The following is a 21,648-nucleotide window of genomic DNA, read 5'->3' on the forward strand; positions in this document are numbered from 1 at the left end:
CTACTGTAATCTATTTCTCCAATCACTTTGGGACTTTGGAGCAGCTTCACTTTGCCCAGTATTCTGAGAATTACGCTGTGAATAAAACTCAACCGCTAAAGCAGCTAACAATTCCATTTCTGAGTCTGAAAATTGCTGCTCAAGAACTGTAGGGTCAAAATAGTTCTCTACAAACTTGGTATCAAAGTCTCCACTGACAAATGCTTCATGAGTGATTGCAAACTTGCAGAACTCAAGCGTAGTCTGAATCCCTACTATCTTATAGTCATCGATGGCACGAACCATCTTTTCGATAGCAGCAGTTCTATTCTCGGCATGAGTAATCAACTTCGCAATCATAGGATCATAATAAATAGGAATTTTCATCCCTTCTTCAAATCCATCATCCACACGAATTCCTGCACCTTGTGGCCTCTGATAGGTTTTTAGTGTTCCGATGTCCGGAAGGAAATTATTGCTTGGATCTTCAGCATAGACTCGCACTTCAAGTGCATGTCCATTAATTTTTAGATCTTCTTGGGCAAAAGAAAGTGGCTTCCCTTCGGCAATTAAGATTTGCTCACGAACGAGGTCTTTTCCGGAGATCATTTCCGTCACAGGATGCTCCACTTGCAGACGGGTATTCATTTCCAAAAAGTAGAAATCCAATTTCTCATCCACGATAAACTCCACAGTTCCTGCTCCATAATAGTCACATGCCTTAGCCACACCTACTGCCGCTTCACCCATCGCTTTTCTCATTTCTGGAGAAACTACAGCCGAAGGAGCTTCCTCAATCACTTTTTGATGACGTCTTTGAATAGAGCATTCACGCTCAAAGAGGTAGACAATATTTCCTTGCTGATCTCCCAGAATTTGGATTTCTATATGTCTCGGTGAAGTGATGTATTTTTCTATGAAAACAGCACTATCTCCAAAGGAAGATTGTGCCTCACTGACTGCCCGCTGCATTTGCTCTTCGAATTCCCCTTCATTTTCCACAATTCGCATTCCTTTTCCACCTCCTCCGGCACTTGCTTTAATCAGAATAGGATAACCGATTTCAGCAGCACGAGCCTTGGCAAGAGGAATATCCGAAATAGCTTCTTCAGTTCCTGGCACCAAAGGAATATTGTATTTCGCGACAGCCTGTTTGGCAGCAAGCTTAGACCCCATCACTTCAATTGACTCTGAGGAAGGACCGATGAATATCAAACCCGCAGCTTTAACTTTCTTGGCGAAATCAGCATTTTCTGAAAGAAATCCATATCCTGGATGAATCGCGTCGACTCCCAACTCCTTACAAACGTCAATTATTTTATCACCGAGCAAATAGGATTGTGAGGAGGCAGGCGGACCTAAGCATACTGCCTCATCGGCAAAAACTACATGCGGGGATAGTCTATCTGCCTCACTATAAACCGCAACTGTCGAAATGCCCATTTCTCTGGCAGTCCGCATGATTCGCAGGCTTATCTCCCCTCTGTTTGCTACTAGAATTTTTTTGATTTTGGCCATTATCTCTGATATTATTAGCTAGAATTTGGGTTTAAGCGAAATAAAGAAATTTATCTGAGCTTTGTTAAGAATCATTTGTTTCCCTGTTGTTTTTTGCTTGGGAGGCTTTAAAGTTTTATTTTTGTCGGATTTTAATGAACAGATCATTAAATCCCTTATCACTTAAATTCGAAACACTTTGGATCTATTTGCAAAATTAAAAATGAACATGGGCCCTTTGGGCAAGCACTCTGAATTTGCTGACGGTTATTTCTCTTTCCCCAAACTTGAAGGTGAAATTGCCCCTAGAATGAAGTTTCAGGGAAAAAATGTTCTTACCTGGAGTTTGAATAATTACCTAGGCCTAGCAAATCATCCTGAAGTACGTAAAGCTGATGCTGATGCGGCCGCTGAATATGGCGCAGCCTATCCGATGGGCGCGCGTATGATGTCAGGTCAAACTAGCCTTCACGAGCAACTAGAAGATGAATTAGCAGCTTTTGTAAAGAAAGAAAAAGCCTACTTATTGAATTACGGATACCAAGGAATCATGTCTGTCATAGATTCACTTCTAGACAGAAAAGATGTTGTAGTCTATGATTCTGAATGCCATGCTTGTATTATTGATGCACTTAGAATGCACTTGGGTAAACGTTACGTTTTCCCTCATAATGATATTGAAAACTGCGAAAAGCAGCTAGAAAGAGCAACCAAGCTTGCAAATGAAACCGGCGGAGGAATCCTCGTGATTACTGAAGGAGTCTTCGGAATGACTGGTGATCAAGGCAAGCTGAAGGAAATCGTTGAGCTGAAGAAGAAATTTGAATTCAGATTATTGATCGACGATGCGCATGGCTTTGGTACTATGGGTAAAACCGGTGCAGGTACAGATGAAGAGCAAGGAGTTCAGGATCAAGTGGATCTTTACTTCTCCACTTTTGCTAAGTCTATGGCTAGTATTGGTGCCTTCATCGCTGGTGATCCAGAGGTGATCTTGTTTTTGAGATATAACATGCGTTCTCAGATTTTTGCTAAGTCTCTTCCTATGCTTTTGGTGAAAGGTGCTTTGAAGCGTCTCGAGCTATTGAGAACTCAGCCTGAGCTCAAAGACAATCTCTGGACAATTGTCAATGCACTTAGAGATGGACTTCATAAGAATGGATTTAGCACAGGCAAATCAAATTCGCCAGTGACCCCAGTAGTACTTAATGGTACCGTAGGTGAAGCAGCAGCTTTGACTAAGGACCTGAGAGAAAACTACAGTATCTTCTGTTCTGTAGTGATTTACCCAGTGATACCTAAAGGAATGATTATCTTGAGATTGATTCCTACGGCTGTCCATACGTTGGAAGATGTAAAAGAAACCATCACAGCATTTGCAGCGATAAAAGAGAAATTAACAAGCGGTGTTTATAAGAATTCCGAGTTTGCTATTTCGGTTGGTGAATAAAAATAATTCAAAAAAAATGCCCTCAGGATTGAATTAGCAAGTATTTGGGCTATATTGAATTACAAATAAACTTATCATCAACTTTAAAAAAACACTTTTACTATGAGCAAATTTAGTGAAGTAAGCGAACTGGTTAATTCTCTTAAAGACGATTTTGAAAAGTTCTACGACAAAGGAAATCAGGCAGCTGGTACTCGCGTAAGAAAAGGAATGCAAGACTTGAAGAACATGGCTCAAGACATCAGAAAAGAAGTTCAAGACATGAAGAACGCAGGTTGATTCCAACAATAAAAAAAGGTGACTGTTCAGTCACCTTTTTTTATGCAAAATGAAATGAAAGTGGAGTTTAAAACTCCACTTTATTGTTTTCTTGAGCTATATCTGCTAGCCTTTTGCTAGGATCAATCTCGATAGATTTAATCAGATCAGATTTTTTGTTCACTGTAATAGTCTTGGTAAGATTTGTCCATGGCCAATCTTCAGAAATCACTCTAGTAGGAGATCCATCTTCCTGGGCCTTTTCACCTCTCATTATTTCCAAAGGCAAATAAACCATCTCAGAAGTCCCGTCCTTGTAGGTGATTACCAAATCTATAGGCATCGGCATCAGGCCAATTCTCTCAAGTGTGATTTCAGTTTTGTCACCTTGGGCTTTTACCGCTTTTATTCCATAATCAATTGTCTTGGTAGTATACACAAAGTATTCTTTGTACCAATCCAATTCCAAGCCACTCTCTTTTTCCATAATACGGATGTAGTCATTTACATTTGGGTGTTTGAAACTCCACGTATTGAAATACCTATGTATTCCTCTATCTCTAGCTTCTTCACCAATAATGTAACCCATTTGAGCCATGAATACGGCTCCTTTTGAGTAGGCTGCCGCACCATACGCTGAGTTGGTATGGTAATGGTCTGAGTGCGTGCTCATCGGCTCTTCTTTACCAGAACTCACCAATCGATAATATCCTGCATAAGAACCTCTAAGTGGATTTTCACTTGGTCTGAAAATAGCAGAAGAAGTTAGGGCAGCCGCGTAACTAGTAAATCCTTCGTCCATCCATGGGTATAGCGCCTCATTAGTTGCAATGACACCCTGATACCAGCTATGGCCCAACTCATGAATCATTACACCTACAAGGCTATTTAGGTTACGACCACCAGTCACTAGCGTAGCCATAGGATATTCCATTCCTCCATCGCCACCTTGTATTACTGAGTATTGCTTGTAGGGATACTGACCAAAATGCTCAGACATAAACTCTATTGCCTTTGGCGTGTATTCCATCAGTTTCTCCCAGTTTTCGGTGGCGCCATCTTCAGGAATATACAGGTGATGAACAGTTATCCCATTATCCATCAGGAATTTATCGTGACGGTATTTAGGATCTGCTGCCCACATAAAATCGTGAACCTGCGGAGCTTTGAAGTGCCAGGTCAGGTTCTCTCCCTTTGGCTCAGGCACTTTTACACCCGCATCTTCATAGCCATGACCGATTTCATTTGGATTTTGTAAATAACCCGTTCCACCGATGACATACGTTTTATCGATGGTGATTTTCACATCAAAATCTCCCCAAATACCATAAAATTCACGTCCGATGTAGGGATTTGCATGCCATCCTTGCTCGTCATACTCAGACATTTTAGGATACCATTGTGACATGGAATATCTCACGCCTTCCTCGCTGTCACGACCTGATCTTCTGATCTGTAGCGGTACTTGACCGTTGAAAGACATTTCAAATGTAGCATCCGAATTTGGCAGAATTGGCTCGGTAAGCTCTACCTCCAAAATCGTCCCTACCTCTTCAAAATCAACATCTTTACCATTCATGGTCAGGCTATTTACTCTCAAATAACCTATCTCTTCTGGCTTTAATTTGCTGATGCGATCCCCTACTCTACGGTCAGGATCAGCGATGCTTCTGGATCTTTCATCCATCATACTACCCGGCTGAAAAGCATTGTAATACAAATGATAAAAAACACGATGAAGCGTGTCAGGTGAATTATTGGTGTAAACCAACACTTGTGTTCCAGTGTATTGATTGGTTTTGACGTCCATCTTGACGTCCATTTGATAATCAGCTGCCTGCTGGAATCTCCCTGTTTGAGCAAAGACTCCACTGCTACCTATCATCAAAAGAAAAAGCCCATAAAAAGGCTTTGCCAACTTAATATGCATAGTGATTAGTTTTTTAACAAAGAAAACCAAATCCAAAAGCGTTCCAAAACCACCCGTAAAAAATAGGAGTGCATATTTTAAATATCTTAGAATATATTTTTAAGCCTCTACTTCTTCAGATTAGTTCTAAAAAGAAAACCGCTTGGATAAAATCCAAAACGGCTTTCCACTATCCAGTCACTCTTCATTAATTATTTTTCACAAGTCTTTTAGTAATAATCTGGAACCCTATCTGAACCTGAACCTGATACATTCCTGCACTGAAAGTTCTCAGATCAAGATTTCTGATAAAGCCTTTTTCATAATAACCAGACTCCTCAAAAACCAGTTTACCTACAGCATCAAAAAGTTGGATAGTGACTTCATTAGCTTGATTAAGATCTACCTTAATGTTTGTCTCTATGGATGTTGGATTTGGATAAATTGTGACTTCATTGGCGCCAAACTCTCGGGTAATTCGAATCTCCTTGGAAATACTTTGCCCAACACGATCAGTACTGCTGACAGCAATTGTGTATTCATGCCGAAGTTCATCTTCACCAATCCATACCACTTGGTTTCCATCTAACTCAAAATGCGTTGATTGTTCAAGTTTATACTCGTGGATATCATCAGCAGGATCCTCCGTTTCGAGGATTCCGATAACCTGGCCTGCTGCCTGATTCTTGTCGATCACCACATTGCTTAGCGAGATATTCAGTGGCATCGGTTTATCCATTACCAATACAAACATGCTGAAATCGTTGACCGGAATACTTCTGATAGAATTCAACTGTTTTACTTTTCCACTGACCTCGTAAATTCCTGGCTCCAGTGGATCGTAACCCTCCTCATTCCAGTCCACCTTGATTTCCAAAGTTTCATCTTCCAGCACATATCGCACAGTATAATCCTTCAGCTCCTCAAATGGAGTATTCCAGGCCACTTGAATCATTCCCGAAGGATCGATAGATTTATTTTTGCCTTTTTGAGGCTGATGGATGACGATACTTCCACCTGAAATTGAGGTACTGGCATCCGCATTGTCTGAACTTCCAGCCTGGTTGTCATATACAATTTCACCTGAATCTGTTCTCCATATCTTAATTCTAAACTTATCCGCTTCCATAGGGTCTTTCAAGTTGCCATCGATAGCAGAAACCATGAAGGAGTAACCCTCTTCTCGGTTGATACTACCTTTGCCTTTATAGATCCCCTTATGTCCAGCGATTACCAGAGACATATCATCATGAGAAGAGCTGTTGAAGTTGAGGTCTCCATTTTTGAATTGGAATTCGGTATTGCCATCTACGATATTTTTACCCTTTCTATATTTAGCTACAAAACCGAAGTTAGCTCGACCTTCAGCATTCAAATCTTGCTGATATGCGCCCTTCGGAGACCAAATCCAACCTCCTCCTGTTATAAATCCACCGTCAGGGTCAAAGATTACAGCTAAGTCGGTCAGACCCACAATTTCATTTCCACATTCATCTGTCAAAATCAACTTGATTTGATAAACTCCAGGAGTTGTGTAAGCGTATTGAGATGAGAAATCACCAAATGGAGCGTTAAGGAATGTTTCTTCTCCATTATCCCAAACCCACTTAGCTTCAACAACTTCTCCAGAAACAACTGCAGATACCGAAACCGGATTATTGATTTGAATTGGGTCTAATGGACCTGAAACACTTATTATCTCAAGAGCTTCCTCACATGGATCTTCATCGCATGATCCGATGATTCCAGGATTTTTACCAGGGTCTGAATCATCACAATCTGTGTTATTTAGCGCATAGCCTGAAGGAGCTAAGCAGAAATATGCCGGTTCTGCATTTTTATCCCCAAATCCATCTCCATCAGCATCGACATAGAAGGCGGTTTGAACTCCTTCATCTATAGTTCCGTCGCAGTTATTGTCTTTGCCATCGCAGAATTCAACGGCACCAGGATAAACTGTGTCGTCTAAATCATCGCAATCCGAATTATCAGTAACAAAGCCTTCTGGTACAGAACATGCGAATACTGGTGTAGCATTTTTGTCTCCAAATCCATCTCCATCAGCATCGACATAGAAGGCGGTTTGAACTCCTTCATCTATAGTTCCGTCGCAGTTATTGTCTTTGCCATCGCAGAATTCAACGGCGCCAGGATATACGGTATCGTCTGTATCCTCGCAATCCGTATTGTCCGTGACATAACCTTCAGGTGCAGCACAGGCGAAGATTGGATCTGCATTTCTATCCCCAAATCCATCCTCATCCGCATCAACATAGAAAGCGGTCTGTACATCTTCATCCACAATACCATCACAGTTATTGTCTTTACCATCGCATAGTTCGGGAGCTCCTGGATAAACTGTGTCGTCTAAATCATCGCAATCCGAATTATCAGTAACAAAGCCTTCTGGTACAGAACATGCGAATACTGGTGTAGCATTTTTGTCTCCAAATCCATCCCCATCCACATCAACATAGAAGGCGGTTTGAACTCCTTCATCTATTGTACCGTCGCAGTTATTGTCTTTACCATCGCAGAATTCAACGGCACCAGGATAAACTGTGTCGTCTAAATCCTCGCAATCCGTATTGTCCGTGACATACCCTTCAGGTGCAGCACAGGCGAAGATTGGATCTGCATTTCTATCCCCAAATCCATCCTCATCCGCATCAACATAGAAAGCGGTCTGTACATCTTCATCCACAATACCATCACAGTTATTGTCTTTACCATCGCATAGTTCGGGAGCTCCTGGATAAACTGTGTCGTCTAAATCATCGCAATCCGAATTATCAGTAACAAAGCCTTCTGGTGCAGAACATGCGAATACTGGTGTAGCATTTTTGTCTCCAAATCCATCCCCATCCACATCAACATAGAAGGCGGTTTGAACTCCTTCATCTATTGTACCGTCGCAGTTATTGTCTTTACCATCGCAGAATTCAACGGCACCAGGATAAACTGTGTCGTCTGCATCATCACAATCGCCCTGATTTGGAGTGAAACCATCTCCATCTGAATCCAGATCTCCAGAATCAATACCATCCACTAAAATTGTAATGATGGCTTGTCCAAATGCTTCATTTCCATTTACATCGGTAACTGTAAGCGTTATTAAATTCTCTCCCTCATCAGCTACTGTAAATGAGGTCTTACTTAATTCCAACGATTGCATCCCACAATTATCTGTCGATCCATCATCGATATCAGAAGCTTGTACAATCAACACGTCATCCTGATGAAGATTAAATGTTCTGTTTATGGTAATTACGACTGGTACCTGAGTGTCATTCACCGTGACATTGAATTTACAGGTTGACTGATTTCCTGCTTCATCGGTAGCCGTGTAGACCACTTCGGTAATTCCCACAGGGAACACATGTCCCGGTTCAAAATTACTGGTCAGCGTCACCGAACTACTATTATCTGTTGCAGTCGGTGCTGTCCAAGTTACCTCAGCACTACAGTTATCCGTATCATTTGAAACTGTTACTTCAACAGGACAATCAATTATTACAGGTTCTTCATTGTCATCACTTTCGGTGACAGTTACTGTAAAGCTGCATTCGGCTGTGTTGCCAGCAGCATCGGTTGCTCGATAAGTCAATGTTGTTTCACCCAGCGGGAAGATCGCTCCACTTTCCAGGCCACTAACCAATTCCAATGTTTGAACACCGCAGTTATCGCTTACGCTAGGTAAATCATACATGATTATTTTTCCAGTCTCTCCGAATTCAACCGTTGTGCTGATGTCGGCAGGACAGGTAATCACAGGAACCTGAGTATCGATCACCGTAATGGTCTGCATTACTTCAGATGCTGGATTATTATTGATATCACTCACATTCCAAGTAATTGTAGTAATACCCATAGGATAAGGATCGGTCAATGCAAGTCCGTCACTTCGAACGCCAGTTGGATCACCAACTGAACAGTTGTCGGTAGCAGAAGCAATCGCCGTAAAGCTTGCCTCGCAAAGTCCTTCTGCCGCATTCAGAGTCTGATCTCCATTGGTGGTAATCACAGGAACTTGATTATCTGTAACTGTAATAGTCTGAACTACCGCTTCAGCAGCATTGCCATTTACATCCGATACAGTCCAGGTGATCGTGGTTACTCCCACTGGATAAGAATCGGTCAATAGCTTACCGTCGCTTCTTGTTCCGGTAATTTCTCCAACGCCACAGTTGTCCACGGCTGTCGCAGCAACTATTTCAACCACAGCACCACATTGTTCTGCATCAGCTGTCTGGATAATGTTCGCAGGGGCAGTGAGCACAGGAACTTGATTATCTGTAACTGTAATAGTCTGAACTACCGCTTCAGCGGCATTGCCATTTACATCCGATACAGTCCAGGTGATCGTGGTTACTCCCACTGGATAAGAATCGGTCAATAGCTTACCGTCGCTTCTTGTTCCGGTAATTTCTCCAACGCCACAGTTGTCCACGGCTGTCGCAGCAACTATTTCAACCACAGCACCACATTGTTCTGCATCAGCTGTCTGGATAATGTTCGCAGGGGCAGTGAGCACAGGAACTTGATTATCTGTAACTGTAATAGTCTGAACTACCGCTTCAGCGGCATTGCCATTTACATCCGATACAGTCCAGGTGATCGTGGTTACTCCCACTGGATAAGAATCGGTCAATAGCTTACCGTCGCTTCTTGTTCCGGTAATTTCTCCAACGCCACAGTTGTCCACGGCTGTCGCAGCAACTATTTCAACCACAGCACCACATTGTTCTGCATCAGCTGTCTGGATAATGTTCGCAGGGGCAGTGAGCACAGGAACTTGATTATCTGTAACTGTAATAGTCTGAACTACCGCTTCAGCGGCATTGCCATTTACATCCGATACAGTCCAGGTGATCGTGGTTACTCCCACTGGATAAGAATCGGTCAATAGCTTACCGTCGCTTCTTGTTCCGGTAATTTCTCCAACGCCACAGTTGTCCACGGCTGTCGCAGCAACTATTTCAACCACAGCACCACATTGTTCTGCATCAGCTGTCTGGATAATGTTCGCAGGGGCAGTGAGCACAGGAACTTGATTATCTGTAACTGTAATAGTCTGAACTACCGCTTCAGCGGCATTGCCATTTACATCCGATACAGTCCAAGTGATCGTGGTTACTCCCACTGGATAAGAATCGGTCAATAGCTTACCGTCGCTTCTTGTTCCGGTAATTTCTCCAACTGAACAGTTGTCCACGGCTGTCGCAGCAACAATTTCAACCACAGCACCACATTGTTCTGCATCAGCTGACTGGGTAATGTTCGCAGGGGCAGTGAGCACAGGAGACTGAGTATCCGTTACCGTTATCGTGAAGCTCGCAGTTTCTGTATTGTTGTGCTTGTCTGTAGCCGTGTAGGTCACCGTCGTGGTGCCAACCGGGAAGACTGCACCTGAGGCAAAGTCTGAAGTGAAGCTGTCAATTCCACAGTTGTCTTCAGCATTTGGCTCGGTCCAGCTCACCACTGCACTGCATACATCTATATCAGTGCTGATTTCGATATTCGCAGGAATATTCGTGAGCACTGGTTTCAATTGATCCCGAACAATCACATTAAAGGATTTCACAGAAACATTTCCATTGGTATCCTCAACTTTAAAATCTACGGAAACAGCCTCTCCTATAGCTGTACAATTGAAATCCAGAGTTGCTAAGCCATCATTAAAGAATTTGGATTTGATTCCACAGTTGTCAAAGGATTCATCGTTTATTTCCTGAATAGAAAGAGAACCGAGACCGTTTCCGTCCAAAAACACTAAAACTTCTGTCGGAATTACCACAATTGGATACTGGAAGTCTCCCACGATGATCTCTACCTCTTCGGTCAATGTCATGGAATTGGAATCAGTTGCCCGAACCTCATAAATTCCAGCAGATAAGTTGCTAATAATTGTACCTGATTCGGACAACAACTCACCATTTTTATACCATTCTATAGAGTATGGAGCTAGTCCGGCAAAAATATCCACTTCAAGACGCCCATCTGCCGCTTCAAAACAAGATTCATTCGTGACTTTTAGCCTTATTCGGTAGTTTTCACTAAACTCTGCCACCACATTTGACTCCTTATTTATAGTCAACTGATAAGGATTTTGACTTCCTGAAATATCACCAGACCATTGCACAAAACTCCAACCTTCTGCAGGTATAGCGGTGAGCGTCACTTCCGAACCTTCATTATAAAGGTTAAGATTAGGGTCTCTTTGAACAATACCCTGACCGATTACACTGGTATTCAAGGCATATTGTGCTGTTTCTTGACAGAAAGATCCCTCAATAGTATTATCCAAATCATTAAATTCGATTGGATTAGCTCCCGAAAGTTCGGCATAGATACTAAGCGTATTGCTCAAAAGAATTATGGGAACACTCACTTCAATTGTATCCCTCGGATCTACAGAAATAGATTCTTCCGAAATGAGGTCAAGTACCTCTCCTGATTTATAATAAAGTTTCAAGATGGCGTTTGTTCCCAAATCACCTTCATTGACAACTTTGGCAGTAACGGTTATTTCCTCACCACTCTCCGGGCAATCATTACTGAATAACAAGCCTGCAAATCGAAGATTAGGAGCATCTCCAACAAAAATATTCCTTACCGCGGAGTTGTTTCTTCTATCCGGATCAGGTTGCTCTTCCAAAACGTCGACAATAGCTTCCACAGATTTCAATCCTCCAATTGAAGATGAATAAGGTGATGCGATGGCTACCGTTCCATCTTCTCCAGCGGCTACACCATTTACCTCAACATCTTCACCTAATTGAATACCATCTACCAACAATCGGACTTTGAAGGATCCAGCAGGCACTACGCCTATATTTTCATAGGAAACAAAGAAATTCACTTGCTCATCTAGGTCCGGGTTCAGCTTAGATGGAGAGATAAATTGAGTTTCAACTTTTAAGTCAGGACCAGGAGTAGTAATTGTGATTTGACGACTATACTCATTATTTCCTTCATTACACTCAATGTATTTATTCTCCTCATCAAGGACTACCCTTAAAGTATAAGTGCCTGCCTCGGTAAAAATATGAGGTATTCGAATCGAACTATACCAATTAGGTCTGATATCGAAGAGATCGGAAGCAATCAATACATCATCTAGATAAAATTTGACTGATACATCCTCAGCCTCAAATAAGCCTGTATTTTCAACTGAAATTCGAAGATCTTGCTGAGTATAAATTTGGAATCCACCCCACCAAACATCAAAAATTGAGTCTATATATGGACTAAGTTCAACACAAAGAAGTCCATTATAATCATTGTCCGTCTCTTTAGATTCATCAATTTCGAAATTGGAGTCTCCCATAAATCGAACTTGATTATTCCCGTAAGACTGTATACTCGTGATAATGCTATCAGATTGAAATTCGCGTACCTTAAGGGGATTCAAAATCTGATTTTCAAAAATTGTTTCTACTCCATCATTATTTACAGTAAATGAATTGGTATAGGGTACAACAATATCAGTAGTGCCGGTATTTTGATATCGAGTTTTTATTTTAAACAACTCACCAATTGCCGGAGAGGCAGGCTCAACAGATACATAACGATTGAAAACAGTGATATCTGGTTTTTTAGGTTTATATGTTATTGTAAATTTTATTTCATTGTTATCCTCTTGATATTCATCAATAGCACCACTACCCATTGGATCATCCACCACAATACGAACCTCTTTATCCTCAGTACCTTCGAATAAGGTGCTTAGCGTATAACTTCGTAATGAATTACAAACATTAATCGGATCAGAAATTAATCTTGAATCAAACAATACATCATCTATATAAACATTGATGAGGAATGGATCCTGAACCTGAAAACCTCCAATATTCTTTGTCCAAATTCTGAAATTATAATTGTCTTCAAGATTAAAGGTTGTTGGATAAGCATTGGGTAACGATCCTTCAAAAGGAATTAAATCAGGTTTTTCTCCAAAAATTTTGAAGCTTTGAGTTTTATAATTATCTGATTTCAAAGTTTCGGTGACAGTTCCAAAAACGTCTGCAGTTGCTGTAAACCTACATACATCCACATAGCCTATGCATTCTGTAACCAAATTATCATTGAGAACAGAGGTGACGAATGGATATTCTATAAATTCACCAGGTTGAAGAATTGGGATAAGTACTTCTCCAATTAATCCCTGACATGAAGAATATCTGAACACAAAATTTTCGGCTGGAGCATTCCCCTCATTGGAAACTTTTGCTACTCCATTGATCGACTCAGTTCTTACGAAATGATCTCTGCCCTCTTTTTTCTCCAAAATAATGGAGGAAACCAAATTTGGTAATGGCGTGGCATCTCGATCATCTTCTACCACTTCGAAGGTGTATGGACCAAAAGGTTGAATAAAGCGTCCATCATCTACTTCACCTGTAACGGTATATATTCCCAAATCCAAAGGACCGGCAAAAGATCTAGTGAAACCTCCTGTTGAATTGGTTAAGGTGGTCAAATTCCTTCCATCACTGACAAACATTCTAACGGTAGCACCAGAAACCTTTGGCGTGACAGTTTGGTCTAAACCGAAGTAATTTGCCACTCCGGAAAGTGTAATAAGTTGATCGGGATATATTACAGACCTGTTGAGTGAGGCAGAAACATTGATTCCTTCTGGAAGTGCATAGAATCGAATTGCAAAATTGTTCAATTCATTTTTTTCATCAAGAGCCTCAGTTTCATCAAGCACTACTTTAACTTCATGATAGCCGGGAGTAGTAAAGCTGTAATCAAAATCAACTTCAGTGGTAGACTGTGCTTCTAAAAATGCTACGGTAGTCAAATCGATAAAATCTTCATCAACATAGAGCGAAACTTTAAAACTCTCAGCTGGAAAATCGGAGGTATTTCGGATTGTCCCAGTTATGGTAAACAGCTCATTTAAAGCAGGTTCATCATTGCTAAAATCAATGTCTCCTGCAAAAATAGCCACATCTAACAAATCACTGGAAACCAATGGAAGCGAATTAAATCCAGTTGAAACCTCGCAGCCTTTGGTATGTTTAACTCTAATCTCGCTTTGCCAATCTCCATCTTCGGTAAGGTTCGAAGCACTTACGCGATAAATTTTTCCGTCAGTGACATCCTGATCAGTTGCATCCTCTTCAATCATGATCAGTTCCCGGGTCTCCAAGAAACTTCTCAAGGTGAGTTTAGGGAAACCAGATTCAGGCAAATAGCCGGAACTTTCCACATAATTAAATCTAAAGACAAACTCAGTAGCACTAGTTCCCACTTCAGGAGAAACGAAGCTGTCAGTGTATTCTCCTTCACCAACAAAAAGAATTTCAGGAACCGATTCTACGGTGACTGTTACAGAACGCTCAAGGGTACAGCCATTTTCATCCGTGATTAATACAGAATAGGTAGTGGTCTCCTCAGGTTGTACAAACTGACCATCAAAAGTAACTCCATTACTCCATTGATAGGATACTCCTCCAGTTGCAAAAAGGCTTACTCCACTACCCTTACAAATCACCTGGTCTTCAGTGAGCGTGACTATGGGTTCAGGGAAATGCGTGACGCTTTTCTCTAGAGAATTATTGGTCAGATCCTCATCATCTTCTATTATACCGGCTACTATCGTAAAATCTCCTTTAAGACTGAAATCCGCCAATCCTTCAAAAGCATAGAGATATGATTGACCAGGGGCCAATACCACAGATGCTGGCAAAGACTCTGTCACCACCGTTCCCTCATTAATTTGATAAGAAAGAGAGATATTTCCAGCAAAAGAACTTCCCACATTAGAAATCCTGACTGTCACTACCTCTTGATCCGTCAGCAAGCAGGCAGAATTAGGTGTCGAAATTTCTACCAAAGCCAAATCCCGTCCACTATCAGAGAAAAACTGAACAGCGCCAATACTTACTGGCACAAATCGAGGAACTCCATTGATATCATCGGATACGATGGCTGTCAAATCCGTACCATTTACAGCCAAAGCTTCTTCCTGAGGAGTCAAATCTGTGGCACTGACGAATTGGGGATCCACAGTCAAAGTATTGACATCCTTGCCAGAAGTCGTTTTCCAACTTTCAAGATCGGAAGCATCAGTATTGCCCCATCGACCAAGAAATGAGCCCGAGGTGTATAAATTATTGTAATCAATTGTAGTAAATGCTTCAGTTGTGCCTATTCGGACTGCATAGCCATTTGTTCCTTGGAAAATATTATTCACCAAGTCATTATTTGATCCACTGGAAGCATATTCCAATGCAGCTCCTCCAGCCTGATTCCAAACAGAGTTATGATAAAATTGAAGGTAATTGGTATTTGAAAAGTAAACGGTACGATTATTTCCCCCACCTTGGAGAAAATTATTATAAACCAAAATCGGCATTGAGACACTTCCCGATCCATTGATGATTCGAAGTGCATTTCCTGTTTGACTGCTTACTCTGTTATTTTTAACTAAAGCTCCATCAGATGAGTTTTCCAAAAGTATGGCAATTTGATCTGCCGAGGATGTGGTGTTGACGACATTTCCAATCACTTCAGGAGCATTGCAGTAATTCAGGTAAATCCATCTGAAGTAAACATCATCCAACTCATTTTCAGACACAATCACTTGACCTGCTCTGGATGACGTACTGGCGCCTTTTACATAAATACCATAAGCTCCTCCGTAAATTTTGTTATTGAGGATTCGGATATTTTCGGTGAAAGTCCCCGAAATATCGATTCCACTTCTAACTCCAGAAGTATTGGTTGTAGTAGGACTTTCAATAATGTTGTTTTCGAAAAGTAAGTTTACGGCTCTATTTCTCACCTGAACTACCTGAGCCGTTCCCAAGTTCTTAAAAGTCATACTTGAGAAACTGTAATGCTCCGCATTATCCAGCTTCATCGTATAGGTGTCCGTGTGGACAATAATTACAGCTAGAGGATCATTACTTGAAGATTTCAAATTAACATTGAATTCAGATGAAGCACCCGGTACCGTTCCAAAATTCAACTGCTCTTCGTAAGTACCTTCAGCCACCAAAAAGTCCACTCGGCCGGCAACCCCATTCAGTCTCAAAGCCTCAGAGGCAGCTGCAAAAGATATAAAGTTTCGATCCCCAGACCCTGCCGGATCAATGGAGTATTCTCCAATCAGTGGATCCCCTGCCTGCGCAAATTCAACCGCTCCAATACTTACCGGAACAGTCCTTGGATTTCCATCAATATCTGTAGAAACAAAGTCTGTCAAATCCGTTCCGGCCTCGGTTAGAACGGGGTTTTGCGGAGTCAAATCCGTGTCAGACACGAATAGAGGGTCTTCGTTTAAGGAATTCGCATCAAGAGAAGAAATAGATTTCCAGATAGCAAGATCAGAAGCATATGTATTTGACCATCTTCCTAAACTTGTCCCCGAAGTAAACAGGTCATTGTAATCCATCTCCAACAAGCCAGTACTGTTGCCTACATACACCGCCTGTCCGGTGTTGGCCCTGAAAATGTTGTTCTTGATCCGGTTGCCCGTAGAGCCGGTTCCGTTGTATTGGATTGCCTCCCCTGCAGCAGTATTCAACACCGAGTTGTGGTAGAAATTCACATGCGTGTTGTAGTACATAAATACCGTCTGACCTCCGCTGCTGCTCCCGATCATGTTGTTGGCCACCAGCGCAGGCGAACCTTCCTCCGCGTTGCAAAACTGCATGTTCAATCCGTATTGCCGAGCTCCGAAAAGCCTGTTCCCTACCACTCGGGTCGCTCCTTCCACTTCACTCAGCTCCAGCGCATAGGAGGAACTCCAGGACGTAGCCCGCATCGTTACCCGGTTGTCCTCAACCACTGCTTCAGTCAGTCTGTCCAGATAAATACCGTATTGAAACGGTCCGGTGATTTCATTGCCACGCATCTCAAAACCAGGTGCCCGGTAAGCAGAAGAACTGCCGCCACGGTAATAAACCCCTTTCCTTCCTCCTACAATCTGATTGTTGATCAGTCGAACATTGGTCGAGATCGAGGCATCTAGTCGGACATTGCCCAGCTCAGCATTCGTGCCCCCCGTGTCCGGACTCTCGATCCTACAACCTTCGATCAGTATATTGTCCAATCTGCTCACTGCCCAGATTGTTCTGGCAAAAGAAGTACTTGTAGCTTCGATCACCAGATTCCTGAAGATCAGATCACTCGCATTGTCGAGCTTGATCACATAATTATCCGCTGAAACGGTCGAACTGAACTGAATCGTCACGTCACCCAAGGTTCCGCTTGCTGGAACATAGGTCACCGTGTTAGTCTCCGAGCCTCCGGCAATGTCATTGATCAGCACCTGCTCTTCATAGACGCCTGGTGCTATTTCAAACACCACCGGGCCAGCTATCCCGTTAAGCACCATTGCATCTACAGTCGCCTGTATCGTGGTGAAGTTTTGATCTCCTGTCCCCGAAGGATTTATGGTGTAAGGTCCCGACAGCGGACTAAGACCGTCTGAATCGTATTCGTTCGCTCCCATACTCGGGGTGGCCTTTCTGGCTACTCCGTTGATGTCCGTGGTTACTTCTGCCAAAGGCGTTCCCGCATTGGCCAAAGCCGGGGAGCTCGCCGTCAGGTCCGTGTCACTGGTAAACTGTGGATCGAAGCTCAGCGAATTGGCATCTTGTGAGGAAAGTACCCTCCATTCGTTGACATCACCGGCATAGCTGCTTCCCCAGCGTCCCACATAGGTCCCTGAAGTAAACAGGTCATTGTAATCCATCTCCACCAGGCCCGTGCTGTTACTCACATAAACCGCCTGACCCGTGTTGGCTCGAAAGATATTGTTCTTGATCCGGTTGCCCGTAGAGCCGGTTCCGTTGTATTGGATTGCCTCCCCTGCAGCAGTATTCAACACCGAGTTGTGGTAGAAATTCACATGCGTGTTGTAGTACATAAATACCGTCTGACCTCCGCTGCTGCTCCCGATCATGTTGTTGGCCACCAGCGCAGGCGAACCTTCCTCCGCGTTACAAAACTGCATGTTCAATCCGTATTGCCGAGCTCCGAAAAGCCTGTTGCCTACCACTCGGGTCGCTCCTTCCACTTCACTCAGCTCCAGCGTATAGGAGGAACTCCAGGACGTAGCCCGCATCGTTACCCGGTTGTCCTCAACCACTGCTTCAGTCAGTCTGTCCAGATAAATACCGTATTGAAACGGTCCGGTGATTTCATTGCCACGCATCTCAAAACCAGGTGCCCGGTAAGCAGAAGAACTGCCGCCACGGTAATAAACCCCTTTCCTTCCTCCTACAATCTGATTGTTGATCAGTCGAACATTGGTCGAGATCGAGGCATCTAGTCGGACATTGCCCAGCTCAGCATTCGTGCCCCCCGTGTCCGGACTCTCGATCCTACAACCTTCGATCAGTATATTGTCCAATCTGCTCACTGCCCAGATTGTTCTGGCAAAAGAAGTACTTGTAGCTTCGATCACCAGATTCCTGAAGATCAGATCACTCGCATTGTCGAGCTTGATCACATAATTATCCGCTGAAACGGTCGAACTGAACTGAATCGTCACGTCACCCAAGGTTCCGTTTGCAGGAACATAAGTTACCGTGTTGGTCGATGAGCCCCCAGCTATGTCTTTGATCAGCACCTGCTCCTCATAGACGCCTGGTGCTATTTCAAACACCACCGGGCCAGCTATCCCGTTAAGCACCATTGCATCTACGGTCGCCTGTATCGTGGTGAAGTTTTGATCTCCTGTCCCCGAAGGATTTATGGTGTAAGGTCCCGACAGCGGACTCAGGCCGTCTGAATCGTATTCGTTCGCTCCCATACTCGGGGTGGCCTTTCTGGCTACTCCGTTGATGTCCGTAGTTACTTCTGCTAAAGGCGTTCCTGCATTGGCCAAAGCCGGGGAGCTCGCCGTCAGGTCCGTATCGCTCACAAACTGCGGATCAAAGCTGATCGAGTTGGCATCCAATGAGGAAAGTGTTCTCCATTCGAGCACATCTCCCGCATAGCTGCTTCCCCAACGGCCCACATAAGTCCCCGAGGTAAACAGATCGTTGTAGTCCAGCTCCACCAAGCCAGTACTGTTGCCTACATACACCGCCTGTCCGGTGTTGGCACTGAAAATGTTGTTCTTGATCCGGTTGCCCGTAGAGCCGGTTCCGTTGTATTGGATTGCCTCCCCTGCAGCAGTATTCAACACCGAGTTGTGGTAGAAATTCACATGCGTGTTGTAGTACATAAATACCGTCTGACCTCCGCTGCTGCTCCCGATCATGTTGTTGGCCACCAGCGCAGGCGAACCTTCCTCCGCGTTGCAAAACTGCATGTTCAATCCGTATTGCCGAGCTCCGAAAAGCCTGTTCCCTACCACTCGGGTCGCTCCTTCCACTTCACTCAGCTCCAGCGCATAGGAGGAACTCCAGGACGTAGCCCGCATCGTTACCCGGTTGTCCTCAACCACTGCTTCAGTCAGTCTGTCCAGATAAATACCGTATTGAAACGGTCCGGTGATTTCATTGCCACGCATCTCAAAACCAGGTGCCCGGTAAGCAGAAGAACTGCCGCCACGGTAATAAACCCCTTTCCTTCCTCCTACAATCTGATTGTTGATCAGTCGAACATTGGTCGAGATCGAGGCATCTAGTCGGACATTGCCCAGCTCAGCATTCGTGCCCCCCGTGTCCGGACTCTCGATCCTACAACCTTCGATCAGTATATTGTCCAATCTGCTCACTGCCCAGATTGTTCTGGCAAAAGAAGTACTTGTAGCTTCGATCACCAGATTCCTGAAGATCAGATCACTCGCATTGTCGAGCTTGATCACATAATTATCCGCTGAAACGGTCGAACTGAACTGAATCGTCACGTCACCCAAGGTTCCGTTTGCAGGAACATAAGTTACCGTGTTGGTCGATGAGCCCCCAGCTATGTCTTTGATCAGCACCTGCTCCTCATACGTCCCCGAAGCAATCTTAAACACCACCGGACCCTCAATCCCGTTCAGGATCATTGCATCCACTGTGGACTGAATCGCGGTAAAGTTCCGATCTCCCGACCCCTCAGGATCAACCGTATAAGTCCCCGAAAGTGGACTCAAACCTTCCGAATCGTATTCGTTCGCTCCCATGCTTGGCGTGGCCTTTCTGGCTACTCCGTTGATGTCCGTAGTTACTTCTGCTAAAGGCGTTCCTGCATTGGCCAAAGCCGGGGAGCTCGCCGTCAGGTCCGTATCGCTCACAAACTGCGGATCAAAGCTGATCGAGTTGGCATCCAATGAGGAAAGTGTTCTCCATTCGAGCACATCTCCCGCATAGCTGCTTCCCCAACGGCCCACATAAGTCCCCGAGGTAAACAGATCGTTGTAGTCCAGCTCCACCAAGCCAGTACTGTTGCCTACATACACCGCCTGTCCGGTGTTGGCTCGAAAGATATTGTTCTTGATCCGGTTGCCCGTAGAGCCGGTTCCGTTGTATTGGATTGCCTCCCCTGCAGCAGTATTCAACACCGAGTTGTGGTAGAAATTCACATGCGTGTTGTAGTACATAAATACCGTCTGACCTCCGCTGCTGCTCCCGATCATGTTGTTGGCCACCAGCGCAGGCGAACCTTCCACCGCATTGCAAAACTGCATGTTCAATCCGTATTGCCGAGCTCCGAAAAGCCTGTTGCCTACTACCCGGGTAGCCCCTTCTACCTCACTCAGCTCCAGCGTATAGGAGGAGCTCCATGAAGTAGCACGCATCGTCACCCGGTTGTCTTCTACTACCGCTCCGGTTAGTCTGTCTAGGTAAATGCCGTAAGAATAAATCTCTGAAATCGTATTATTACTTACCTCAATACCAGCTCCTCTAAAACTACTGTTGGTACCTCCTCTAAAATAAATCCCATTGGACCCACCAGTAATCTGATTGTCAATAAATCGAATATTCTCAGATGTAGTAGGAGTTAATACTACATTCCCCCGTTCAAAATTAACTGTAGTCGTAAGGGGAGCAATTAAATGACTCCCTTCAATCAGAATATTTTGAATGGCATTTTGCGCAAAAATTGTCCTAGCATACGCAGTCCCTTGTGACTGAATAGTAAAATTCCTAAGAATGATATTAGCAGCATTGTCTAATTGGATTACAAAATTATCAGCTACTGCAACTGCGGAATGTTGGATTTCTACATCTGCAGGATTCCCCGACTGACTTTGAAAAGTCACTGTGTTTACCTCAGAAGCTCCTGGAATGGCCCCAATCGTCACCTGCTCGGTATAGGTTCCATTCTGAATATTGAAAATCACCGGACCTGAGATCCCATTGATCGTCAGTGCCGAAACAGCGTCTGTAAAAGTTGGATAATCGGCAGAGGATCCTATGGAATAAGTTCCTGAGAGCTGCTGCGCGTAACTATTTCCTGAGAAAAGAGAGAAAAAAAGTACTAGAGCGAAAAATGATTTTCTGACTTTTTTGCTGATTTGGAAATACAAAATTGATTCCATAACGCATTGGATTTGGTCGAATGGTTCAGGGTTTTCCTGAAAACTTATCTAAAAATCAAAAACCTAAAGCCCAATGGATATCAATATTGTACCTGATGATATCACTTGTGTAAC

Annotated in this window: 5 protein-coding genes; 2 read left to right on the top strand and 3 right to left on the bottom strand. The window is 43.5% G+C overall.

Annotated features, from left to right (window positions below; all coding sequences use genetic code 11):
* A complete protein-coding gene (locus tag ACPUEN_RS05825; RefSeq protein ID WP_425639170.1) occupies positions 1–1,497 on the bottom strand; it encodes an acetyl-CoA carboxylase biotin carboxylase subunit in 1,497 nt (498 codons plus the stop codon).
* 178 nt (positions 1,498–1,675) lie between these two features.
* Between ACPUEN_RS05825 and ACPUEN_RS05830 the strand changes: the two genes are divergently transcribed.
* Entirely contained in the window at positions 1,676–2,926 is a 1,251-nt protein-coding gene (locus tag ACPUEN_RS05830; RefSeq protein ID WP_425639171.1) for an aminotransferase class I/II-fold pyridoxal phosphate-dependent enzyme, read from the top strand.
* A gap of 102 nt (positions 2,927–3,028) precedes the next feature.
* Positions 3,029–3,205, top strand: coding sequence for a histone H1 (locus tag ACPUEN_RS05835; protein ID WP_111611123.1), 177 nt, complete (start codon positions 3,029–3,031; stop codon positions 3,203–3,205).
* A gap of 67 nt (positions 3,206–3,272) precedes the next feature.
* Here ACPUEN_RS05835 and ACPUEN_RS05840 read toward each other — a convergent pair whose 3' ends face one another.
* Positions 3,273–5,114 (bottom strand): M1 family metallopeptidase, encoded by a 1,842-nt coding sequence (locus ACPUEN_RS05840; protein WP_425639172.1) that lies wholly within the window; start codon positions 5,112–5,114, stop codon positions 3,273–3,275.
* A gap of 187 nt (positions 5,115–5,301) precedes the next feature.
* Positions 5,302–21,534, bottom strand: coding sequence for an HYR domain-containing protein (locus ACPUEN_RS05845; RefSeq protein ID WP_425639173.1), 16,233 nt, complete (start codon positions 21,532–21,534; stop codon positions 5,302–5,304).
* Positions 21,535–21,648 lie beyond the last annotated feature (114 nt).

The sequence above is a fragment of the Algoriphagus yeomjeoni genome (assembly GCF_049821175.1).
In the GTDB taxonomy this organism is placed as follows: Bacteria; Bacteroidota; Bacteroidia; order Cytophagales; family Cyclobacteriaceae; genus Algoriphagus; species Algoriphagus yeomjeoni_A.

What these genes read in the sequence shown, in the direction of transcription:
- ACPUEN_RS05825 (WP_425639170.1), bottom strand. Translation starts at nt 1,497, where the DNA reads ATGGCCAAAATCAAAAAAATTCTAGTAGCAAACAGAGGGGAGATAAGC.
- ACPUEN_RS05840 (WP_425639172.1), bottom strand. Translation starts at nt 5,114, where the DNA reads ATGCATATTAAGTTGGCAAAGCCTTTTTATGGGCTTTTTCTTTTGATG.
- ACPUEN_RS05835 (WP_111611123.1), top strand. Translation starts at nt 3,029, where the DNA reads ATGAGCAAATTTAGTGAAGTAAGCGAACTGGTTAATTCTCTTAAAGAC.
- ACPUEN_RS05845 (WP_425639173.1), bottom strand. Translation starts at nt 21,534, where the DNA reads ATGGAATCAATTTTGTATTTCCAAATCAGCAAAAAAGTCAGAAAATCA.